Below are 22,803 nucleotides of genomic sequence, written 5' to 3' on the forward strand. Positions count from 1 at the left end.
AAGAAAATGAAAAAAGTAACAACAGTATGTTTATCCACATTTATTTTAGGGAGCTTAGGCATGACTTCTCAAGCCTTTGCAGAAGATGGCGGTAGTTATACATCTAATGGTATCGTAGAATTTACACCAAGTGAAGATCCAACTAATCCGGTTGACCCAACGGATCCAACTAATCCAGTTGATCCTATTGACCCAACAGATCCTGAAGGTCCTAATCCAGGAACAAACGGTCCGTTGTCAATTGATTATGCGTCAAGTCTAGACTTCGGTGTTCAAAAAATCACGTCGAAGGATCAGACTTATTTTGCTGCTACCCAAAAATACAAGACGGTAGGCGCAACCGATGAAGTCAAAGAAGGGCCTAACTATGTCCAAGTAACAGATAACCGTGGAACCGAAGCTGGCTGGTCATTAAAAGTGAAACAAGAAGGACAATTTAAATCAACTTCTGGTAAAGAATTGACTGGGGCAGCTATCACGTTTAAAAACGGAAATGTAGTGACTGCTTCAGATTCAGGTAAACCAACAGGCCCAGCCACAATCACGTTGAATTCAGATGGTAGTCAATCAGATGTAATGAGTGCAGCAAAAGGAAACGGTGCAGGAACTTATTTATTTGATTGGGGAACAGATGCAACTACAGCTGCTAAAAGTATTGAGTTAACTGTTCCAGGTTCTACAACCAAATACGCTGAAAAATACGCCACAAAATTAACATGGACGTTGACAGACGCTCCAGGAAATTAAACGAATTTTAAAAAGAAGAATAGCGGGGAACATGGTTACCTGCTATTCACTACATATAGAAAAGGAGTAAATAATTTGAACAGAAAAAAACAACGATTTCTTTTTTTTCCGATACTACTAATTCTTTTAGCGTTAGTACCTAGCAATGGTTTTGCCAGTGAATTTAATTTTGCGGTTACGCCTATTCCATCAGAAAAACAAGTAGATAAAGAAAAAACTTACTTTGATTTATTACTAGAACCAAATGAAGAAACTGAGTTGAAAGTGAACTTACGCAATGATACAGATAAAGAAGTAAAGGTAGGTATTTCCATCAATAGTGCCATTACCAATTCAAATGTAATCGTGGAGTATGGTGAAAATAAGGGAAAAAAAGATCAAAGTTTAGCGTTTGATATAAAAGACTATGTTCAATACCCTAGCTCAGTTCGTTTAAAACCGAAAAGTGAACAAACGGTTTCTATTAACGTCAAAATGCCTAATACACCCTTTGATGGAGTGTTAGCTAGTGGTATCACTTTTAAAGAAGAAATGTCGGATGAAGGCAAACGTCAAGACGATAAAAGTCAGGGGTTATCCATTAAAAATGAGTATTCGTATGTCGTCGCATTATTGATGCAACAAAACAAAAAAAAGGTTGAGCCAAATTTACTTTTGAAAAAAGTCTCACCAGGACAGATTAATGCTAGAAATGTGATTTTAGTCAATCTACAAAATGATCAAAAAACATATATTAACCAAGTTGCCTTTTCGGCAGAGATTACCAAAAAGGGGCATGAAGAAGTTTTATATAAAGAGGAAAAAGCAAACATGCAAATTGCGCCAAATACCAATTTTTCTGTTCCTATTGCGCTAAAAGGGCAACCACTTAAGCCAGGAGATTACCATTTGTCTATGACCGTTGTTGGGAATAAAGATGCTGCAGGCTCATTTAAAAAATCAATAAACAATGAATCGATATCTTTTAGAAATCAATGGCAATTTGAAAAAGACTTTACAATTAATGGTGAAGTTGCCAAAGAATTAAATGAAAAAGATGTGACCTTAAAAGAAAATCATTCGAATTTATATTTGATGATTGGCTTACTACTATTATTGATAGTGATTTTAATCATTGCTTGGTTGATTTGGCGAAAAAAGAAACAGGAAAAAAACGAAAGAGAAATATAAAGAGTAGTTAATTTTTGATTTGATCATCGGCAACGTTTTTGTTTGTTTTTACTTATCAAACATGCAGTTTATTCAACAAACCTAACTCAAAAAAAGAAATAATAAGAAGGAGTATTGTTAAATATCGTCTGATACCACTTTACTAGTTATATTTTTTGTTTTGTTATGTAGCTAAAGTATTTGGCAATATATGTGAGAAAAATGGATAAATACAAACATTTACTATTATGGAGTACATTGTTACTCTCGTTTTTTCAAGTAACCACTGTGCAAGCAGCAGAAGAACGGAATCCAATTTATAATCCGACCAATCCAACAGAAGAAATTTATCCGATTGAGAATACTGGCACACCAGAAAAAATGGAAGAAACAAATGAAAGTACTATTACTAGCGAAACGCAAGCGGAAGAAAGTAGCGAAGACGTTAGTAAAAAAGAAGTGACAACCAATAATCCAAAAACAAATGAAGAAAGGCCTTCTTCCAAGAAAAGTCAGCATCAAGTATTTTTCACGGATGAATTATTTGATGCTAGCCATATCACCATTGTACCAAATAGCACAGGCGGTGCTGGAACGGAGGGGCAAAACACTTTTTACTTGAATTTCATACGGGAATTAGTAGGAACGGCTATTTATGGGAGAAAGAACTGATAAATGATGAATTATGAAATTTTTTTAAATAAAGAAGATCAACGAAGTTATTCCTTGCTAAGGCATTTAGAAGAAAGTCCCACGCTATCAGGTACTTTTATTGCACTTCGCGAAGAATTATCAATGTCGAATTTTTTAGTCAAAAAAACATTAGAAAAATTAAAAGCAGATATTGACAATCTAAAGTTAAGCGACAGCTTAACTTTAGTCGTTTCTGATGTAGATGTTACACTTGAAATTGATGGAAACTATTCAAGTAAACTTTTGCTCACGAAATACTTAACAGAATCGCTCTCTTTTAAATTAGTGTTGTCTTACTTTAGAGGAAATTATAGTTTGACAAAGTTTGCTGAATGTAATCATGTCAGCACCTCTGTGGCGTATAGTACCTTACAGCGGCTAAAAAAAGCCTTAAAGGAGTATCAGATCTATTTTAGTAAGCGGGAAATTGTCGGCAATCAAAAAGCAATTTCATTTTTTTTGTATAAATTGTTCACGCTTTCCAATCAACCAATTTCCGAACTATATTCGGTAAAAGTTTATAATGAAGCGAAACGTGTATTACAGTCTGTTGAGTTAAACTATACTTTCACCACCTATGAGCGACGCAATTTTTTCCATTATTTAGCTATTATGATTAACAACGAAGGACGTGCGGTGGAAGGGATCGATACGCGTGCACTGAATACATTTTCAGAGGAACTAATAAAAAAATCGCAAGTGGCATGGGCATTGGCCTCAAAATCATTAACGTATACGATTGTTTTTTTCTTATATTTGCATGGCAAACTAGAGAAAAAATATGTCATTCACGAAGATCCTACGATTGAAAGCCTAACTCGTGTTTTCATTGGAAGTTTTGAAAAAGCATTTAATTGTTTAGAGGAGTCAACAAGGAATACTCTAGAAGAAGGGTTAGCAATTATTCATTTCAATGTTATTTACTTTCCGATTAATATGTTTGACGATTTTGAAATGGATTTACAGTTTTTTAAGCAAACATATCCGGAATTTTATTTTTATTTAATTGAATATATTCGTTGGTTAACAGCAAAACATAAAAAAATTGCGAAAGCCAATCACTGTTTGTTTTTTAACTATCTATTGTTGCTAATTAATCATGTTCCGGTTCATTTAATTGCAGAGCCAGCCAAGGTCCTAATTGATTTTTCTTATGGAAAAGAGTATAACCAATTCATCAAAAAAAATTTATCCGTCTATGTGAATTTGAATGTAGAAATTATTGACCCGTTATCAGATACCTTACCAGATGTGGTGATTACCAATTTAAATAACTTGTATCAAGAAGAACAGAGTAAAGTTATGGTTTGGCTGGATCCACCTCGTTCGATTGATTGGGTCAATTTAACGCAATCATTATTGACTATTCAAGAAGAAAAATATCAACAACAAAAAGAATCGACAAAGACAAGCGGTGATCCTATCGAATAGAATCATCGCTTGTCTTTGTGTTTAAGTCTTTACAAAACCACCCAAGTGTTTTATAATATGAATATACATTCATATGAATAGAAAAACATTAATGAGGAGGCGCATAACAATGTCAAAACAAACAGGTGCACACACACATGAAGAAAAAGGTAAAAACGTTCCAGTTATTCTCTTTTTTACAGGATTGGCTCTTTTCTTTATCGGTTTATTTTTAGGGAACATGCTCTTAGTGAAAAATATTCTTTTCTCGTTAGCTGCTATTTTAGCTGGTTATCATATTATTGGGGAAGGCTTTGGAGATACGTATCGGGATACGAAAAACAATCGAAAGTTTTCGCCTAATATTCATTTGTTAATGACCTTAGCTGCAGTTGGTTCAGCATTAATGGGAAGTTTTGAAGAATCAGCATTGTTGATTTTGATTTTTGCGGCGGCGCATTTCCTTGAAGATTATGCCCAAGGCAAAAGCCAACGTGAAATTACAAAACTATTAAATTTAAATCCAACAGAAGCTCGCCTGATAACAGACGACGGCTCAATTCAAACTGTGTCAGTTGAACAATTGAAGATTGGTGACCGCGTGCAAGTCCTCAATGGTGCGCAAATTCCGACAGATGGCGTCGTGATTGAAGGAAGTACCGCTGTGGATGAATCATCTATTAATGGGGAAAGTATTCCCAAAGAAAAAAATAGTGGGGACCCAGTTTTTGGTAGTACTATGAACGGTTCAGGCACAATTGTTGTTGAAGTAACGAAAGATAGTTCAGAAACAGTTTTTGCAAAAATCGTACAGCTCGTGAACCAATCACAAGAAAATCAATCAGAAATTGCAAGCAAAATTAAACGATTTGAACCGAAATATGTCACACTAGTTTTAGCAGTTTTTCCACTAATTGTTTTAGGTGGCGCATTACTTTTCCAATTGACTTGGGCTGAAAGTTTTTACAGAGGCTTGGTCTTCTTAATTGCTGCCTCCCCTTGTGCTTTAGCAGCGAGTGCCGTTCCGGCAACTTTATCAGGAATTTCCAATTTAGCGAAACAAGGCGTTTTGTTTAAAGGTGGCTCATTCTTATCAAATTTAGCTGAAGTGAAAGCACTCGCTTTTGATAAAACAGGCACACTAACAAAAGGCAAACCTGAGGTCACAGATTATCTTTTTGTTGATGGCTTAGAAGCTCGCCAAGACGAATTAGTAGCTGTTTTAACAAATATGGAGAAAAAATCCAATCATCCATTGGCGACGGCGATTGTTAATCGCTTTGAAGCAGAAACAACGGCTTTAAATTTAGAAGTAGAAAATATTGTCGGGGTGGGTTTAGTAACGACCATTGCAGACACAACTTTTAGAATTGGTAAACCATCTAGTTTCGAACAAGTGCCAACAATCATTGAGAAACAAACAACGAAATTAGCGAGTGAAGGCAAAACGGTAGTGTACTTTGCCGAAAATGAACAAGTGATTGGTTTGGTGGCATTGATGGATGTTCCTAATGAAGAAGCAATGAACGCCATTCACTATTTCAAGTCACAAAATATTGAAACAACAATGATTACAGGAGATGCAAAACTTACGGGTGAAGCAGTTGGTCGCTTAGTAGGCGTGGACCAAGTTTTTGCTAATGTTTTACCTGAGGAAAAATCAGCGATTGTTGATCAATTAAAACGCGAAGTAGGAATGACTGGGATGGTTGGTGATGGCATTAACGATGCGCCCGCTTTAGTGAATGCTGATATCGGAGTGGCGATGGGGGATGGTACAGACATTGCTATCGATGTTGCAGACGTGGTAGTGATGAAAAATGATCTTTCTAAATTAGGCTATGCTCACCGTGTCTCAAAACGCTTGAATAAAATTGTGCAGCAAAATATTATTTTTTCAATGTTAGTGGTAGCAACATTAATTATCTTGAACTTTTTAGGTATTGCGAATATCGCATTTAGCGTACTTATTCATGAAGGAAGTACCTTAGTGGTCATTTTTAATGGCTTGCGTTTATTAGTTAATACAAAATAAGTCAAATAGTCATTTGCAAGAAAGGAGAGAAAGCGATGAATTCTTTAAAAATGATTGAACTTTCTCTCACCGACGTTGTCATTCGGATGGCTCTAGCCGTGGTTTTTGGAGCTTTGATTGGGTTAGAAAGAAGTATTAAAAGAAAAGGCTTCGGTATCAGTAGTAATGCCATTTTATGTTTGGCCTCCTGTACGATTTCCATTTTACAGATTCAATCGGTGGATATTTTAGTCGATGTGGTGAAACAAAATAGCGCCTTGGCATCCATTATTTCTATGGATATTACACGATATGGCGCCCAAGTGATTAGTGGTGTAGGCTTTCTCGGTGCAGGGATTATCGTTTTTAGAGAAAGGAAAGTTTCTGGGTTAACGACAGCAGTAATGATGTGGAATGTTACTATTATTGGTTTAGTCATTGGGATGGGCTTTTTAACCATTGCGTTTATCAATCTCGTGGCAACTTTGCTAGTATTAGCTCTGGCCCATTTTAAACGAAAAACTCCTTTAAAACGATTGCAGCTTATCGTAAAAATGAAGGAACCCATGATTAAAGAAAGCCGCCTGCATGAACAACTTCAAGCTTCTTTAGAAAAAGGGGAGCGCTTAGTAGAATTGACTTTGGAATCCGAACAAGAGGCAGTGACAGCAAAGATTTCTTATGTAGGCAAAGAAGATTTCTGGCATTCCAACTTGCACCATCTCTTAAAAGAAAAAGGGCACGTTCAATCTGTCTCTGTCACGGAAACAATTTAACCATAAAATAAAGCACTTGGGCGCTAGCGCGCGCCAAGTGCTTTTGTTTAAATATTTAATACTTTATCTAAGAAATCTTTTGTTCGAGGGTTTTGAGGATTTTCAAAGACTTGCTCTGGCGAACCATCTTCTAGGAAGTTACCGCCATCAATGAACATTACTCGGTTAGCCACTTCTTTTGCAAAGCCCATTTCGTGAGTAACTATGACCATTGTCATTCCTTGTTTTGCTAAATCTTTCATTACACCAAGAACATCGCCAACCATTTCTGGATCAAGAGCTGATGTTGGCTCATCGAAAAGCATAATATCAGGATTCATCGCTAACGCACGTGCAATTGCGACACGTTGTTTTTGACCACCAGATAAAGAATCTGGATAGGCATCTTTTTTATCTGCCAACCCAACACGTTCTAAAAGTTCTAACGCTTTTTTCTCCGCTTCGTCTTTTGACAAGCGACCTAAATCGGTTGGTGCTAAAACAATATTTTCTAAAATAGATAAATGTGGAAACAAATTGAAATGTTGGAAAACCATGCCGATATGTTGACGGACTTGGTTGATGTCCGTATTTTTATCTGTCAAGTTCGCACCATCAATAATAATGTCTCCGCTAGAAGCTTCTTCTAATTGATTCAAGCAACGTAAAAAAGTACTTTTACCAGAACCAGAAGGACCGATGACGCAGACTACGTCGCCTTCGTTAATAGAAACATTAATGTCGTTTAAGACCGTGTTGTCACCATATTTTTTTACTAAATGTTCAACTAAGATTTTTTCAGTCATATTAGTTCACCTTCTTTTCAAGGTTTTTCGCTAATTTAGTTAAGCTAGTAATTAAAATTAAGTAGATTAACGCAATAACGAAGTAAACCATTGTACTTTGTAATGTCCGAGCAACAATAATTTTTCCTGTTTGTAGTAGTTCGATTAAGCCAATTGCTGAAAGGATAGTTGTATCTTTCAATGAAATAACAAATTGGTTAATGAATGAAGGAATCATAATGCGAATCGCTTGTGGTAAAATAATTTTTTGCATTGTCCGATTATAGGAAAGACCTAAACTTCTTGAAGCTTCCATTTGGCCAACTGGAACAGCTTTGATTCCGCCGCGCACAATTTCAGAAATATAGGCACTGGCATTTAAAGTTAACGTGATAATCCCAGCAATGAAGACCGGGATATTAAAGCCAAGCACACCAGGTAATCCGAAATAGATGAAGAACGCTAAGACCATTAAAGGAATTCCACGAATTAAATCAACATAAATGGTTGAAAGTACACGTAATGCTTTGATTGGTGAAACGCTGAATAATCCGAAAATAACGCCGACAATTAAAGCAAGTACGAAGGAAATCAACGTTAATAGAATCGTCATCCATAAACCGTGTAACAATTGTTTCCAGTTGTTTTGCATGAAGCCAACAAACGTAGATTCGTCAGCTGTTTCTTCTTTGGCTTCGTTGCCATCTTTCACGTAAGTGCCGATAATTTTATCGTATTCACCTGTACGTTTCATTTCTTTTAAGCCTTCGTTAAACATTTCAAGTAGTTCAGGATTTTGCCCTTTTTTGACAGCAAAACCGTAAGAACCACCTTTTTCACGAGGAATTGGTGTCGCTAGTGGTTGATTTTGCGCAACCCCATAGCCAATGACAGGATAATCATCCATCATGGCATCAACTTCGCCAATTTCTAATGCACTGTATAATGCATCAGTTGTGTCTAAATACTTAATTGAGTAATCATATTTCTTTTTATTTTTTTCTAAGAAATCAGCACTTTCAGTACCAATTTTTACGCCGACTTTTTTGCCTTTTAAATCATCATACGATTTAATTTTGTCATTGCCTTTTTTGACCGCAATTTGAATACCGCTATCAAAGTAAGGAACAGAGAAGTCGAAGGCTTTTTTACGATCATCCGTAATCGTCATGCCTGCAACCATCCCATCTGCTTGACCAGATTCAACAGCTTGGACAGCAGAACTAAAACCAATAAATTTAAATTCAACAGTAAAACCTTGCAATTCAGCTGCACGTTTGACTAAATCTACATCAATTCCGACATAATCGCCTTGGGCATTTTGAAACTCAAACGGAGCAAATGTAGAATCACTAGCAATCACATATTTCTCTTTTTTAGGAGTGATTTTTTTCATCTGTTCGCCAGCGTCTTGTGTGTTTGTTTCATCGCCTGTCGCTAAGTAGTTGTTTAAAATTTTATCATAAGTACCATTGTCTTTAAGATTTTTCAAACCAGCGTTGAACTTTTTGATTAATTCAGGGTTTTGACCTTTTTTCACTGCGAAACCATAAGAACTGCCTGTTTCTTTATCGCCAACTAATTGTAATTTTTGACCATTTTTCACTGCGTAGCCCAATACAGGATAATCATCAACGATTGCATCCGCTTCGCCGTTTTCTAAGGCTTTATAAAGACCCGTTGCATCGTCAAAATTTTTGATGGTGTAGTCATATTTCTCTTTATTTTTTTCAAGGAAATTGGCACTTTCAGTTCCAACTTTAGCCGCAACCGTTTTGCCTTTTAAATCATCATATGATTTAATTTTGTCGTTTCCTTTTTTTACCGCTAATTGTAAACCGCTATCGAAGTATGGATCTGAAAAATCAAAGGATTTTTTTCGCTCATCCGTAATACTCATTCCAGCAATCATGCCATCAATTTGTTTAGATTGAATCGCTTGGACTGCACTATCGAAGCCTAATGGTTTTAAATCCACTTCAAAACCTTGATCTTTGGCAATCGCATCTAATAAATCAACGTCAATACCAATGTATTTTCCTTTTGAGTCTTGGAATTCAAAAGGGGCGAATGTTAAATCCGTTCCAATTGTATATTTCTTTCCTTCTGCATGTGCTGAAGTGCCACTAATGAATGTTAGCAGAGTTACCATCATCACAAAGAAAGAAAGTAAAAAGTGTTTCCTTTTCATAAAATACCTCCTAGTTTTGCATATTGAACAATTATATAGTAAGAAATAGGAAGCTGACAAGTATTTGAACGCTAAAAAGAGAAAAAAACTCTAATTTCCTTACATTTCATGTTATAAAACATGACATAGAAAATAAGAACAAAAGATTAAGATCAGTTGAAGTCCGAAACAGCAAAAGTGGCGAAAATATGTTCGGTATGTTAAACTAATAAGTGGACATTCTGCCAGAATGGGCCGATAATTTAAGAGAAATTAGACACTTTGAGGGGGAGTTATAAATGATCGAAAGAGAAACTTCCAATACCTTTCATTTGGCTTCTAAATATGAGCCTGCCGGAGATCAGCCAGCCGCTATTGCTGAACTAGTTGACGGTGTCAAAGGTGGAGAAAAAGCTCAAATTTTACTTGGAGCGACCGGAACAGGTAAAACATTTACAATCTCTAATGTGATTCAAGAAGTGAACAAACCAACATTAGTGATTGCACATAATAAAACACTAGCTGGACAATTATACGGGGAATTTAAAGAATTTTTCCCAGATAATGCGGTCGAGTATTTTGTCAGTTACTATGATTATTATCAACCAGAAGCATATGTACCCTCAAGTGATACATATATTGAAAAAGATTCCAGTATTAATGATGAAATTGATAAACTACGCCATTCAGCGACAAGTTCTTTATTGGAACGAAACGATGTCATCGTGGTAGCGTCAGTTTCTTGTATTTTTGGTTTAGGGGATCCGCGGGAATACAGTCAACAAGTTGTTTCATTACGTGTGGGAATGGAAATGGATCGTAATGAGTTACTAAAAAGCTTAGTCGATATTCAATTCGAACGAAATGATATTGATTTTCAACGGGGGCGTTTTCGTGTCCGCGGTGATGTGGTTGAGATATTCCCAGCTTCACGGGATGAGCATGCGCTACGTGTTGAATTTTTCGGAGACGAAATTGATCGAATTCGTGAAGTAGATGCGTTAACTGGTGAAATTGTCGGCGAAACAGAGCATGTCGCTATTTTTCCGGCAACACACTTTGTGACGAACGAAGAACATATGGAACATGCCATATCGCAGATCCAAGAAGAATTAGAGGCACGTTTGAAAGTGCTTCGCAGTGAAAACAAATTATTGGAAGCTCAACGTTTGGAACAGCGAACTAACTATGATATTGAGATGATGAGAGAGATGGGCTATACGTCAGGGATTGAGAATTACTCTCGACATATGGATGGTCGCCAAGAAGGAGAGCCGCCATATACGCTGTTGGACTTTTTCCCAGATGACTTCTTACTTGTAATCGATGAGTCTCATGTAACAATGCCGCAAATTAGAGGAATGTATAATGGCGACCGAGCACGGAAACAAATGTTAGTGGACTATGGTTTCCGTTTACCAAGTGCACTTGATAACCGACCGCTTCGTTTAGAAGAATTTGAACAACATGTAAACCAAATTGTTTATGTATCGGCAACACCAGGCCCTTATGAAATGGAACAAACAGAGACTGTTGTTCAACAAATCATTCGACCAACAGGTTTACTAGATCCAGAAGTAGAAATCCGCCCAATTATGGGTCAAATTGATGACTTGGTGGGCGAAATTCATGAACGGATCGAAAAAGATCAGCGGGTGTTTGTCACAACCTTAACGAAGAAAATGGCCGAAGATTTAACCGACTATTTCAAAGAATTAGGCTTAAAAGTTAAATATTTGCATAGTGATATAAAAACACTGGAAAGAACGGAGATCATTCGCGATTTACGATTAGGCGAATTTGATATTCTAATAGGTATTAACTTATTACGTGAAGGAATCGATGTGCCAGAAGTTTCCTTAATTGCGATTCTAGATGCGGATAAAGAAGGCTTCTTACGCAGTGAACGCTCGTTAGTGCAAACGATGGGACGGGCTGCCCGGAACGCCGAAGGAAAAGTCATTATGTATGCAGATAAAATCACCGATTCGATGCAACGAGCTATGGATGAAACGGCACGACGTCGGGCAATCCAAGAAGCATATAATGAAGAACATGGCATTGAACCAAAAACAATTATTAAAGAAATTCGTGATTTGATTTCTATTTCCAAAACAGCTGATAAAGATGAAACAGTGGTTCAATTGGATAAATCATATGAAGATTTATCAAGACAAGAAAAAGCTGATTTATTAATGAAACTTGAAAGAGAAATGAAAGATGCAGCCAAAGCATTAGACTTCGAAACTGCAGCCACATTACGAGATACCATTCTTGAATTGAAAGCTGCCAAATAAGTCAACCAACGGATTAAGTAAAAGATACGATGAACCATCGTGTCTTTTACTAATCTTTTCTCTATAGAATGACTTGAAATGATTTGACGTAAGAGATTTAGTAAAAGGAGAACATATATGGCAAATGATAAAATTGTGATTCATGGTGCACGCGCCCATAACTTAAAAAATATTGATGTCACGATTCCTCGTGACAAAATGGTTGTTGTAACTGGACTATCTGGTTCTGGTAAAAGTTCATTAGCATTTGATACGCTTTACGCAGAAGGGCAACGACGTTATGTAGAGAGTCTCTCTGCTTATGCGCGACAATTTTTGGGACAGATGGATAAACCAGATGTTGACAGCATCGATGGTTTAAGTCCAGCTATTTCAATTGATCAAAAGACGACAAGTAAAAACCCACGCTCAACAGTAGGGACGGTCACAGAAATCAATGATTATTTACGATTGTTATTTGCTCGGGTAGGTCATCCAATTTGTCCTAACGATCATATTGAAATTACCAGTCAGTCTGTTGAACAGATGGTTGATAAAGTCTTAGAGCTACCAGAGCGAACAAAAATTCAAATTTTGGCGCCTGTTGTGGTCAAGAAAAAAGGCCAACATAAAAAAGTGTTTGAAATGATCCAACGTGAAGGGTATGTCAGAATGCGGGTGGATGGTGAAACCTATGATGTTAGTGAGGCACCAGAACTTGAAAAAAATAAAAAACATGATATTGCGATTGTGATTGACCGTATCGTTGTGAAAGAAGGCATTCGCTCTCGCTTGTTTGATTCGTTTGAAGCGGCTTTGCGTTTAGCTGAAGGTTACGCAATTGTTGATGTGATTGGTCAAGAAGAAATGTTGTTTAGTGAACATTATGCTTGTCCTTATTGTGGGTTCACAGTCGGTGAATTGGAACCGCGCTTGTTTTCATTTAATGCACCATTTGGCGCTTGTCCCGATTGTGATGGTTTAGGTGTTAAATTAGAAGTGGACAAAGACTTAGTGATTCCAGATCCCACTAAAACCTTGAGAGAAGGAGCCATTGTTCCGTGGAACCCTATTAGTTCCCAATATTATCCACAAATGTTGGAACAAGCAGCCACCAGTTTTGGGATTGATATGGATACGCCGTTTGAAGAATTACCTGCAGACCAACAAGAAATTATTTTAAATGGTTCTGGCGAGAAAAACTTTCATTTTCATTATGAAAATGACTTTGGTGGTGTTCGTGATGTGGAAGTGCCATTTGAAGGGATTTTAAAAAATATTAAACGACGTTATCATGAAACAAATAGCGATTTTACACGAGATCAAATGCGGTTATACATGACAGAATTGACTTGTCGAAGCTGTCAAGGGTATCGTTTGAATCCGCAAGCTTTAGCTGTGAAAATCAATGGCACGCACATTGGTGAAGTCAGTGAATTAGCAATAAAAAATGCGGTCCAATTTTTTGAAGGTGTGTCTTTATCTGAACAAGAAACAACGATTGCTCGGCCAATTTTAAAAGAAGTCGAAGATCGGTTAACCTTCTTAAAAAATGTCGGGTTAGATTACTTAACCTTAAGTCGAGCTGCTGGTACACTTTCTGGCGGAGAAGCACAAAGAATTCGCTTAGCAACACAAATTGGCTCAAACTTATCAGGCGTCCTTTACATTTTAGATGAACCATCAATTGGTTTGCATCAACGAGATAACGACCGCTTGATTGACTCATTGAAAAAAATGCGGGACTTAGGCAATACATTAATTGTGGTGGAACACGATGAAGATACAATGATGGCTTCGGATTACTTGATTGATGTGGGACCTGGCGCTGGACATCTGGGCGGTGAAATTGTAGCCGCTGGTACGCCGGAAGAGGTTGCTAAAAATCCGCATTCATTGACCGGACAATATCTTTCTGGGAAAAAAGTGATTCCTGTACCAAAAGAACGTCGCAAAGGTAATGGCAAAGCGATCAAAGTCACTGGTGCCAGTGAAAATAATTTAAAAAATGTCAGTGTTGAATTTCCGCTGGGTGAATTTGTTGCTGTCACAGGCGTTTCAGGTTCAGGGAAAAGTACTTTAGTCAATCAAATTTTGAAAAAAGCGCTGGCCCAAAAATTAAATCGTAATTCCAATAAACCTGGGAAACACAAAAGCATCACTGGTTATGAAGCCATTGAAAAGATTGTTGACATTGACCAAAGTCCAATTGGTCGAACACCAAGAAGTAATCCAGCGACTTATACTAGTGTTTTTGATGACATTCGCGATTTGTTTGCCCAAACAAATGAAGCCAAGGTTCGTGGCTATAAAAAAGGTCGCTTTAGTTTTAACGTCAAAGGTGGCCGTTGTGAAGCTTGTCGCGGGGATGGTATCATCAAAATTGAAATGCACTTTTTACCTGATGTCTATGTGCCTTGCGAAGTTTGTCATGGCAAACGTTATAATTCTGAGACGTTAGAAGTTCATTATAAAGGCAAAAACATTTCTGATATTTTAGATATGACGGTGGAAGATGCCGTAGAATTTTTCAAACATATCCCTAAAATTCATCGTAAATTGCAAACAATTGTGGATGTAGGCTTAGGCTATGTGACATTGGGGCAGCCAGCAACTACTTTATCTGGTGGAGAAGCACAGCGGATGAAGCTAGCGAGTGAACTTCATAAAAATTCTAATGGGAAAAACTTTTATATTCTGGATGAACCAACAACAGGCTTGCATACCGATGATATTGCGCGGTTGCTTCTAGTATTAGAGCGTTTAGTGGAAGCGGGCAATACCGTTTTAGTGATTGAACATAACTTGGATGTCATCAAATCTGCGGACCATGTGATTGATCTAGGGCCAGAAGGTGGCGACGGTGGTGGGACGATCGTGGCGACAGGAACACCAGAAGAAGTTGCTAAAGTCAAAGACAGTTACACAGGATATTATTTAAAACGTGTTCTGAAATAAACATTAATGATTAGATAAAGAACCTTGTTTTTATGGGAAACAAGGTTTTTTTATTATAAAATAACAAATATTTTTTAATTAAAATTAAAAATAAATGTTGACTTAATGTGTAATTAAAAGATATACTATGTTTGTTAACAAAATAACAATGAACACGAAGGGAAGTCTTAAATGAAAAACAAAAAAATAACAACAGGTTTATTAACAGCAGGAATGGTCTTAGCTATCGGAATCACACCTTTTGTACATAGTAACACAATGGAAGCAGCGACCTTAATTTCACAATCAGACCATGAAAAAGTAATGAGCTTTACCAAGAAAGACTTAAAAGAAGCAACGGGCATTCAATTGGAGCCGGCGACAGTACAAGCCGTTCATCAGGAATTAAAGCAACAAATCACCTGGGAAACATTAGGCTATTCCACAATTGATGCGCAAAATATTGCGACACGTTTTACACAAAATACATATCAGGCTCTGGGGATTTTAACAGATATCGCCAACCATTCAGACCTTCAATTGAAAGTCATTACCATTAATAATCCATATCTAGCAACAGCTAAAATTGGTACCTTTAAGTGGGAAACCGTAACTCCTGAAGTTGGCGGGGACCATGAAACAGCAGACAATGAACTAACCACACCGACACCGACTGTTGCCAGTCTTCAAGAGATTGACGTAGAAATCGAATACGATGAAAATGAAATTGAGTTCACCTATGAAATAAAATCGAACGGAACAATTGAAGCAACGTATGAAGATGAATTTGCTGATTTAGAATTAGAAGGTAAGGCAGCACAAGACAAAATCATGACTCTTTTAGATGGATTGTCAATCAAAACAGCTACAAATGAACAAATTAAAGAACACATTACGAAAAAGTTAGCCGTGAATGAACAAGTAAAACAATTTGATTTTGAAGCTAATTTTACTGATAAAACAGAAATTGAGTTTGTATTAAAATAACACAGAATTATATAGTATAATTCAGCAATTAAAACAGCATTGACAAAAATGTCAATGCTGTTTTTCTATGAAAGAATAGAAATCTTTATAAGAATGATTGAAAAGCTTTCTTTGATACGCCCGGGGTGTTATAATATAGTGATGCAAGTGAAGGGAGTGTTGAATATGCCAGAAAATTTACAACTGGTTATTATTACAGGAATGAGTGGCGCTGGAAAAACAGTCGCTGTTCAAAGCTTTGAAGACATGGGCTATTTCTGTATCGACAATTTACCACCAAGCTTAATCCCAAAATTTTGGGAATTAATTAAAGAATCTGGAAAAGTTACCAAGATTGCGTTAGTGATCGATTTACGTTCACGGACCTTCTTTAGAGAAATTCAGGATATGTTAGTCGAACTTGAAAATACTAATTTTATTGATACAACGATTTTATTTTTAGATGCCACCGATGAAGAGTTGGTTTCTCGTTATAAAGAGACCCGGCGTGCGCATCCAATGGCGATGGATGGTTTAGTGACAGAAGGTATTCGTAAAGAACGTGCAATGCTGGAAGAAATCAAGGCGGATGCTCAGTTGGTCATTGACACCACGGACTTGTCCCCTCGTCAATTGCGGGAACGTTTGAATAAAGAACTAGCAACGAGAGAGACACACGAATTTCGAGTGGAAATGGTGTCCTTCGGCTTTAAATATGGGTTGCCGATTGATGCAGATATCGTTATGGATGTTCGCTTTTTACCTAACCCCCATTATATTGATGAACTACGACCGTTAACTGGAATGGATCAACCTGTTTATGATTATGTGATGGGCTTCCCAGAAACAGATGAATTTTATACCAAATTTATCGATTTACTGCGAACAGTCTTACCTGGATATAAAAAAGAAGGTAAAAGTAGCGTCACCATTGCAATTGGCTGTACTGGCGGACAACATCGCTCTGTTGCATTGACAGAACGTGTTGGTGCTGAATTAAAAGAGGAAGATTACCATGTAAATATTACCCACCGCGACCGCTTAAAAAGAAAAGAAACGGTTAATCGCTCTTAATGAAAACCTATCGAATTCGTAAACCGAAGATCGTGGTTGTTGGTGGTGGAACAGGCTTGCCAGTAATTTTGAAAAGTTTAAGAAATCAAAGTGTTGATATTACTGCCGTCGTAACGGTCGCTGATGATGGCGGTAGTAGTGGCGAGCTTCGTTCCTCTATTAATAACATGACACCTCCGGGAGATTTAAGAAATGTTTTAGTGGCATTGTCAGATATGCCACAATTATATGAAGATATTTTTCAATATCGTTTTGATAAATCAGATAGTCATTTTGCCAATCATGCAATCGGTAATTTAATCATTGCTGCTGTCTCAGAAATGAGAGGAAGTACGTATGAAGCGATTCAATTGCTTTCAAAAATGATGCATGTTGATGGACGGATTTATCCATCATCAGAACGGCCATTAACGTTACATGCCGTATTTAAGGATGGCTCAGTGGCGGTGGGAGAATCAAAAATTGCACTGGATCGCAAGACGATTGACCATGTGTTTGTAACAAATACACACGGAGAAGAACAGCCAAGAGCTGCGCGTAAAGTCGTCAAAGCAATTGAAGAAGCAGACATGGTCGTGTTAGGGCCAGGGAGTCTTTTTACAAGTATTTTACCTAATTTAGTTATTACAGAAATTGGTGAAGCCATCAAACAAACGGCAGCCGAAGTAGTCTATATTTGTAACATCATGACCCAAAAAGGGGAAACGGAACATTTTACGGATGCCGATCATGTTCGTGTCTTAAACGAGCATCTACAAGCGCAGTTTGTTGATACAGTACTGGTTAACACAGAAAAAGTACCAGAAAATTACATGGATCCTGAAATTTATGATGAATATTTAGTTCAAGTAAAGCATGATTTTCAAGGATTACGTGAAGAAGGATGCCGAGTCATTTCGACAGACTTTTTAGAATTAAGAGATGGCGGAGTTTTTCATGATGGGGAAAAAGTTGTTGAAGAACTTTTCCGTATCGTATTTGGAACGAAATATTAATTAATCAAAAGAATCAAGAGAGGAGGAGCTTAGATGTCTTTTGCCTCGGATGTCAAAAAAGAGTTAACTGGTTTAGAAGTCCATCGAGAACACGCGAAAGCAGAATTAGCAGCATTAATTCGGATGAACGGCTCACTTAGCTTAGTTAATCAACAGTTTGTCTTGAATGTACAAACGGAAAATGCTGCAATTGCTCGTCGAATGTATTCATTGCTGAAAGATCATTACCATGCACAAGCAGAATTATTAGTTCGTAAAAAAATGAAACTAAAGAAAAATAATGTTTACATTGTGCGTCTAAAACAAGATACACAAAAAATTCTAGCTGATTTGGATATTATGGATGGGGTCGTTTTTAATGGCAATGTGTCAAATGAAATCATGGGTAACGCGCAAAAAATGCGTTCCTATTTACGCGGGGCCTTTATGGCTTCTGGCTCAGTTAATAATCCGGAAACAAGTCGCTATCATTTAGAAATTTTTTCAATTTATGAAGAACACAATAATGATATTTGTAAGATGTTGAATTACTATGACTTAAACGCTCGAACATTGGGACGCCGAAATGGATATATTTGTTATTTAAAAGGTGCTGAAAAAATTGCCGACTTTTTAACGTTAATTGGTGCCACGAACTCTATGTTGAAATTTGAAGATGTCCGGATTGTCCGTGATATGCGGAATTCAGTAAATCGTTTAGTGAATTGCGAAACAGCGAATTTAAATAAAACTATTGATGCGGCTTCAAAACAAATTGAAAATATTCAATTTATTGAAAGTACAGTAGGGCTGACGTCATTACCGGAGAAACTTCAGGAAATCGCAGAATTACGGTTAGAGTATCCGGAAGTTAGTCTCAAAGAACTAGGGGAAATGATTCCTTCAGGAGCTATTTCTAAGTCAGGTATTAATCATCGTATTCGAAAAATTAATGAATTTGCAGAAAAATTACGAGAAAAAAGTGCGTAACTTTTCTGCTCCAGAAGTGAAGAATAACATTTCCGTTTGAAGTGCTATCCTTCACTTTTTCTTTAAGCGTGTAAAAAAAATTAAAGTGTGCAAAAAGTGTGTAGCACTGAAATGTAGTGTTGACCTGTGGTTTAAAGAAACGACGTTGGCACGAATGTTGCATGTAATAAAATGCAAGCGATTACTTATTGCTGTTTTTAACTAAAAGATTAAAAACTATTGGAGGGGTCAAAATGGTTCAACGATTAATTAGTGCAAATGCATCAGAAATCAAACGGATGTCAAAAGAAGAGCTGTTTCAGAGTATTAAAGCGAGCGAAGGGCGCGTAATTTTATCGGAAAATGTGGTAGTTCATCCATCCGTAGCAGGTGATATCACTTGTGCGGAAATGTCAAAAGCATATGGCGCAGACATGATTTTATTGAATGTTTTCGATGTTAATCAACCGATTGTAGTAGCCGCTTATGAAGGGCAATATACTGCGGAAACATGTGTCCCTAATGATGAGGTTGTTCATCGTTTGAAAGAACTAGTCGGTTTACCGATTGGCATGAATGTCGAACCTGTTGATGAAAATTTAGACTTAGCTTCAACGAGAGTTTCGATTGAACCAGGTAGAAAAGCATCAGCAGCTACTTTCAAAAAAGCCAATGAACTGGGTTTGGATTTTATCTTATTGACAGGTAATCCAGGAACTGGCGTGACCAACGACTTGATTGCTGAGAACGTGGCCTTAGCCAAAAAACATTTTGATGGCATCATTATTGCCGGAAAAATGCACAGTTCAGGCGTAGATGAACCAGTGGTCAGTTTAAAATCAGCTGAACAATTTATTGAAGCGGGCGCTGATATTGTCTTAGTCCCAGCAGTCGGCACGGTTTGGGGCATTGATGATCAACAAGTCAAAGAAGTTGTGGATTTTGCACATTCAAAAGGAAAATTAGTTATGAGTGCCATTGGAACTTCACAAGAAAGTGCTCAACCTGAAGTTATCCAAGCAATCGGCATTAGAAATAAAATTTTAGGCGTAGATATTCAACATATTGGCGATGCCAATATGGGCTTAGTTGGTATTGAAAATATTAAAGAGCTTTCTGATGCGATACGTGGGAAAAGACATACTGTTGCTAGAATGGCTCGTTCGATTAATCGTTAAAAAAGTGAACAGAGGCACGAATTCAGAAAATTTGAATTCGTGTCTTATGATTTTTTTATTGAAAAACGGTATACTAAAAGAGAAATAAAGGTTTGAAAGGATGAGGTTTTTTATGGATATTTCAGTAATTGATGCAACAAAAGTTAACACAGAAACAGGGCTTCATATTGGTGAGCGCAATGCCCCTGTCAAAATGATAGAATTTATCAATGTTCGCTGTCCTTATTGCAGAAAATGGTTTGAAGAGTCTGAGGAACTGTTAGCACAATTTGTCAAAAGTGGTAAAGTTGAACGTATCATTAAGCTGTTTGATAAAGAAAAAGAAAGTTTACAACGCGGCAATGTGATGCATCACTACATTGACTATTCAGCGCCTGAACAAGCACTGTCAGCATTGCATAAAATGTTTGCTACGCAAGATGAATGGGGAAACTTAACCTTAGAAGAAGTAGCGACGTATGCTGAAAAAAATCTGGGCTTAAAAGAACAAACAGATGCAACGCTTGTTTCCGCCGTGATTGCTGAAGCCAATGCGGCGCACATTCAATTTGTACCAACGATCATCATTGGTGAGCATATCTTTGACGAAAGTGTCACTGAAGAAGAATTACGAGGATACATTGAAAAATAAAAAAATGGAAACAGCGACCGTCGCTGTTTCCATTTTTTATTTTTAATTTAAGGCGCTACTATTTTCCATTACTTCATCGATTAAACCATATTCTTTTGCTTGTTCGGCAGTCATATAGTTATCACGATCGGTATCACGTTCAATTACTTCAATTGGTTGGCCAGTTCGTTCAGCTAAAATTGAATTTAAACGTTGACGAGTGTCTAAAATGTGACGAGCAGCAATTTCAATTTCTGTTGCTTGCCCTTGAGCGCCACCAAGTGGTTGGTGAATCATGATTTCCGCATTTGGTAAAGCGAAACGTTTGCCTTTTTGACCAGCTGTTAATAAGAAGCTACCCATAGAAGCCGCCATTCCTAATACGATCGTTTGGACATCCGCTTTAACGAAATTCATGGTATCGAAAATCGCTAAACCTGCAGAAACGCTACCACCAGGAGAGTTAATGTACAAGTAAATGTCTTTTTCTGAATCTTGGGCATCTAAGAATAATAACTGTGCAATCACTGAGTTTGCCACGTTATCATCGATAGGGCCGCTTAGCATAATGATGCGGTCTTTTAATAAACGAGAATAAATGTCATAAGCACGTTCACCGCGAGATGATTGTTCAATAACTGTTGGAATTAAATTCATAAGTAAATCCTCCTATATAAAGAAACTTTTAAAGTCATTCTATCACAAAGCACTTTGAATGCCTATGAAAAGTATACCTCTTTGGTCAATAAAGGTCAACGAAGTCGCTTGAAAAATTTTGTATCATTTTTTATCCGAAACTTTTGGATTATGTTATACTAAAATGGAAAATTAGAAAAGAGCGAGGGGAAAAATATGTTTGTTTTTATCGCCGGAATGGTAGGTGTAATCGTCGGTGCGCTAATAGTCACAGCAAGTGCCGCCTTACATTCATCTTACAAAGAGCGAAAAGAAGTACGTTATCGTGAACTAGAACATTTGGTTAAAGAAATTGAATCATTGAATTTATTAAATAAAAAAGTCAAAGAAATTTTACAAAAGCGTGAATTATATATAGACAGATCAATTGAATACTTATCGATGGATGATTGTTTCATCAGCATCGATGATTTTATTTATTTGGAATCATTTTCTGCTCAAAATAATTTTTACTTACCGACGTACTTAATTGAAGAATTTTTCAAAAAAATTGCGCATCGTAAAGTCATTTTGACGGCCAGCGAAGTTGCTGAAATGGGTGGTCACACCTATAAAGGCGGCCGTGTTATTTTAGAAAATTTTTCAGACGAGATTTTAGCAATTATTGAAGATAAAAAACGTAAAATGCAGCGTTTGTCTAACGAACCACTTCATTATTTTAAAGCGATTAAATAAAAAAAGAACCAGCGTACCCGCTAATTTTTTGGGGTATCTGGTTCTTTTTCTTGTTGTTCCATATCGGTCATAGTGTCTTCAATTTCTTTATGTAAGAAATAAGAAATAACTGTACGGATGATCACCAAGGTTGCCAATTTCAAAATATCTTGAAAAGTTGGTTTGACAATGGATTCAATAATATCAGCAGCAATTAAAATTTCTAAACTTAACAGAATGTAGCTGCCAAGGAAGTTTTTGATGAACGTATTCATTTTGGTTAAGGTAAAGCGGCTTTGATTTTGTCGTTCACTTTTAATGAAGTCTTTTCCTGCTAAACAAACACCCCAAACTAAAACAATAATCGAAAAAACATTCAGTCCTAAAATACATAGCTCAAAAAGTGGGGTTAAAAGCGTCATTAACTGATGGGGCCACTCATTCATCGTATTCACTCCTACCAAAAAGCCTTTTCTTTAACTATAACGAAACGGCTGACTAACGTCAAATATTGTTGAAATAAACGGGCTAAACTATTTAGCTTATAGAACAAAACTAAGAAAATTATGAATAGCATCTAACAATTAAGTAAAAGGACTGTAAAGGTTCTTTTACTTTTTTTGTGTAAAAAAAGACTTTTAAAAGGAATCAGGTGTCAAAAAGTAAGTGAAAACCAACTTTGTCAGTGGATAGTCTTTTCATTAATTTTTAAAAGACAAATTTTACGTTTTCAAGAGCCGAATACT

Annotated in this window: 19 protein-coding genes; 15 read left to right on the plus strand and 4 right to left on the minus strand. The window is 36.9% G+C overall.

What is annotated here, in order from left to right; translation table 11 throughout:
• Positions 1-6: 6 nt before the first annotated feature.
• The 6 genes from IGK96_RS02490 to IGK96_RS02515 all read left to right on the plus strand — a co-directional run bounded on the left by IGK96_RS02490 (position 7) and on the right by IGK96_RS02515 (position 6,789).
• A complete protein-coding gene (locus tag IGK96_RS02490) occupies positions 7-747 on the plus strand; it encodes a WxL domain-containing protein (protein ID WP_002375974.1) in 741 nt (246 codons plus the stop codon).
• Between the two features lie 75 nt (positions 748-822).
• Entirely contained in the window at positions 823-1,917 is a 1,095-nt protein-coding gene (locus tag IGK96_RS02495; protein WP_010713872.1) for a DUF916 and DUF3324 domain-containing protein, read from the plus strand.
• Positions 1,918-2,118: 201 nt separating this feature from the next.
• Positions 2,119-2,568 (plus strand): hypothetical protein, encoded by a 450-nt coding sequence (locus IGK96_RS02500; protein ID WP_010775629.1) that lies wholly within the window; start codon positions 2,119-2,121, stop codon positions 2,566-2,568.
• Positions 2,569-2,571: 3 nt separating this feature from the next.
• Positions 2,572-4,020, plus strand: coding sequence for a helix-turn-helix domain-containing protein (locus tag IGK96_RS02505; protein ID WP_002358731.1), 1,449 nt, complete (start codon positions 2,572-2,574; stop codon positions 4,018-4,020).
• A 109-nt stretch (positions 4,021-4,129) separates the two neighbouring features.
• The gene (locus IGK96_RS02510; protein ID WP_085443248.1) at positions 4,130-6,034 is read left to right on the plus strand and encodes a heavy metal translocating P-type ATPase; all 1,905 of its coding nucleotides are present in this window, start codon (positions 4,130-4,132) and stop codon (positions 6,032-6,034) included.
• A 35-nt stretch (positions 6,035-6,069) separates the two neighbouring features.
• The gene (locus IGK96_RS02515; protein WP_002361276.1) at positions 6,070-6,789 is read left to right on the plus strand and encodes an MgtC/SapB family protein; all 720 of its coding nucleotides are present in this window, start codon (positions 6,070-6,072) and stop codon (positions 6,787-6,789) included.
• Between the two features lie 47 nt (positions 6,790-6,836).
• Here the strand turns inward: IGK96_RS02515 and IGK96_RS02520 are convergent, their stop codons facing one another.
• Together IGK96_RS02520 and IGK96_RS02525 are read right to left on the minus strand one after the other, a co-directional pair.
• Positions 6,837-7,574 carry an amino acid ABC transporter ATP-binding protein gene (locus tag IGK96_RS02520; protein ID WP_002355616.1) on the minus strand — a complete coding sequence of 246 codons (738 nt, stop codon included), beginning with the start codon at positions 7,572-7,574 and terminating at the stop codon, positions 6,837-6,839.
• Between the two features lies 1 nt (position 7,575).
• Positions 7,576-9,744, minus strand: coding sequence for an amino acid ABC transporter substrate-binding protein/permease (locus IGK96_RS02525; RefSeq protein WP_002355617.1), 2,169 nt, complete (start codon positions 9,742-9,744; stop codon positions 7,576-7,578).
• Positions 9,745-10,022: 278 nt separating this feature from the next.
• Here IGK96_RS02525 and uvrB point away from each other — a divergent pair, with 278 nt between their 5' ends.
• The 8 genes from uvrB (at position 10,023) to IGK96_RS02565 (ending at position 20,728) form a co-directional block, all read left to right on the plus strand.
• Positions 10,023-12,020 (plus strand): excinuclease ABC subunit UvrB, encoded by a 1,998-nt coding sequence (gene uvrB / locus IGK96_RS02530; protein WP_002355618.1) that lies wholly within the window; start codon positions 10,023-10,025, stop codon positions 12,018-12,020.
• Between the two features lie 117 nt (positions 12,021-12,137).
• Positions 12,138-14,957 (plus strand): excinuclease ABC subunit UvrA, encoded by a 2,820-nt coding sequence (uvrA, locus tag IGK96_RS02535; protein ID WP_002361280.1) that lies wholly within the window; start codon positions 12,138-12,140, stop codon positions 14,955-14,957.
• A 171-nt stretch (positions 14,958-15,128) separates the two neighbouring features.
• A complete protein-coding gene (locus tag IGK96_RS02540; RefSeq protein ID WP_085443249.1) occupies positions 15,129-15,923 on the plus strand; it encodes a YusW family protein in 795 nt (264 codons plus the stop codon).
• 165 nt (positions 15,924-16,088) lie between these two features.
• Entirely contained in the window at positions 16,089-16,976 is an 888-nt protein-coding gene (gene rapZ / locus IGK96_RS02545) for an RNase adapter RapZ (RefSeq protein ID WP_002355625.1), read from the plus strand.
• Positions 16,976-17,971 (plus strand): gluconeogenesis factor YvcK family protein, encoded by a 996-nt coding sequence (locus tag IGK96_RS02550; RefSeq protein WP_002355627.1) that lies wholly within the window; start codon positions 16,976-16,978, stop codon positions 17,969-17,971. Before rapZ ends, IGK96_RS02550 begins: the two co-directional genes overlap by 1 nt.
• A 33-nt stretch (positions 17,972-18,004) precedes the next feature.
• Complete coding sequence (gene whiA / locus IGK96_RS02555; protein WP_002358736.1) at positions 18,005-18,940, plus strand: DNA-binding protein WhiA; 936 nt, start codon at positions 18,005-18,007, stop codon at positions 18,938-18,940.
• 233 nt (positions 18,941-19,173) lie between these two features.
• Positions 19,174-20,097 carry a DUF7916 family protein gene (locus IGK96_RS02560; RefSeq protein ID WP_002366202.1) on the plus strand — a complete coding sequence of 308 codons (924 nt, stop codon included), beginning with the start codon at positions 19,174-19,176 and terminating at the stop codon, positions 20,095-20,097.
• A gap of 112 nt (positions 20,098-20,209) precedes the next feature.
• Positions 20,210-20,728 (plus strand): DsbA family protein, encoded by a 519-nt coding sequence (locus IGK96_RS02565; RefSeq protein ID WP_010775633.1) that lies wholly within the window; start codon positions 20,210-20,212, stop codon positions 20,726-20,728.
• Between the two features lie 42 nt (positions 20,729-20,770).
• Here IGK96_RS02565 and clpP read toward each other — a convergent pair whose 3' ends face one another.
• Positions 20,771-21,364 carry an ATP-dependent Clp endopeptidase proteolytic subunit ClpP gene (gene clpP, locus IGK96_RS02570; RefSeq protein ID WP_002355633.1) on the minus strand — a complete coding sequence of 198 codons (594 nt, stop codon included), beginning with the start codon at positions 21,362-21,364 and terminating at the stop codon, positions 20,771-20,773.
• A gap of 195 nt (positions 21,365-21,559) precedes the next feature.
• On the opposite strand from clpP, the gene IGK96_RS02575 reads away from it, so the two are divergent.
• Positions 21,560-22,078, plus strand: coding sequence for a hypothetical protein (locus tag IGK96_RS02575; protein WP_002355635.1), 519 nt, complete (start codon positions 21,560-21,562; stop codon positions 22,076-22,078).
• Between the two features lie 20 nt (positions 22,079-22,098).
• Here IGK96_RS02575 and IGK96_RS02580 read toward each other — a convergent pair whose 3' ends face one another.
• Positions 22,099-22,503, minus strand: a complete 405-nt coding sequence (locus IGK96_RS02580; protein WP_002383026.1) for a DUF1622 domain-containing protein — start codon at positions 22,501-22,503, stop codon at positions 22,099-22,101.
• Positions 22,504-22,803: the final 300 nt, after the last annotated feature.

The organism is Enterococcus sp. DIV0682 (assembly GCF_051712685.1).
Taxonomy (GTDB): Bacteria; Bacillota; Bacilli; order Lactobacillales; family Enterococcaceae; genus Enterococcus; species Enterococcus faecalis.

Excerpts from the sequence above, each read along its gene's own strand:
- IGK96_RS02520 (WP_002355616.1), bottom strand. The coding sequence starts at position 7,574 with ATGACTGAAAAAATCTTAGTTGAACATTTAGTAAAAAAATATGGTGAC.
- IGK96_RS02505 (WP_002358731.1), top strand. The coding sequence starts at position 2,572 with ATGATGAATTATGAAATTTTTTTAAATAAAGAAGATCAACGAAGTTAT.
- whiA (WP_002358736.1), top strand. The coding sequence starts at position 18,005 with ATGTCTTTTGCCTCGGATGTCAAAAAAGAGTTAACTGGTTTAGAAGTC.
- rapZ (WP_002355625.1), top strand. The coding sequence starts at position 16,089 with ATGCCAGAAAATTTACAACTGGTTATTATTACAGGAATGAGTGGCGCT.
- IGK96_RS02575 (WP_002355635.1), top strand. The coding sequence starts at position 21,560 with ATGTTTGTTTTTATCGCCGGAATGGTAGGTGTAATCGTCGGTGCGCTA.
- IGK96_RS02525 (WP_002355617.1), bottom strand. The coding sequence starts at position 9,744 with ATGAAAAGGAAACACTTTTTACTTTCTTTCTTTGTGATGATGGTAACT.
- IGK96_RS02565 (WP_010775633.1), top strand. The coding sequence starts at position 20,210 with ATGGATATTTCAGTAATTGATGCAACAAAAGTTAACACAGAAACAGGG.
- IGK96_RS02490 (WP_002375974.1), top strand. The coding sequence starts at position 7 with ATGAAAAAAGTAACAACAGTATGTTTATCCACATTTATTTTAGGGAGC.
- uvrB (WP_002355618.1), top strand. The coding sequence starts at position 10,023 with ATGATCGAAAGAGAAACTTCCAATACCTTTCATTTGGCTTCTAAATAT.
- IGK96_RS02510 (WP_085443248.1), top strand. The coding sequence starts at position 4,130 with ATGTCAAAACAAACAGGTGCACACACACATGAAGAAAAAGGTAAAAAC.
- uvrA (WP_002361280.1), top strand. The coding sequence starts at position 12,138 with ATGGCAAATGATAAAATTGTGATTCATGGTGCACGCGCCCATAACTTA.
- clpP (WP_002355633.1), bottom strand. The coding sequence starts at position 21,364 with ATGAATTTAATTCCAACAGTTATTGAACAATCATCTCGCGGTGAACGT.
- IGK96_RS02580 (WP_002383026.1), bottom strand. The coding sequence starts at position 22,503 with ATGAATGAGTGGCCCCATCAGTTAATGACGCTTTTAACCCCACTTTTT.
- IGK96_RS02515 (WP_002361276.1), top strand. The coding sequence starts at position 6,070 with ATGAATTCTTTAAAAATGATTGAACTTTCTCTCACCGACGTTGTCATT.
- IGK96_RS02540 (WP_085443249.1), top strand. The coding sequence starts at position 15,129 with ATGAAAAACAAAAAAATAACAACAGGTTTATTAACAGCAGGAATGGTC.
- IGK96_RS02550 (WP_002355627.1), top strand. The coding sequence starts at position 16,976 with ATGAAAACCTATCGAATTCGTAAACCGAAGATCGTGGTTGTTGGTGGT.
- IGK96_RS02500 (WP_010775629.1), top strand. The coding sequence starts at position 2,119 with ATGGATAAATACAAACATTTACTATTATGGAGTACATTGTTACTCTCG.
- IGK96_RS02560 (WP_002366202.1), top strand. The coding sequence starts at position 19,174 with ATGGTTCAACGATTAATTAGTGCAAATGCATCAGAAATCAAACGGATG.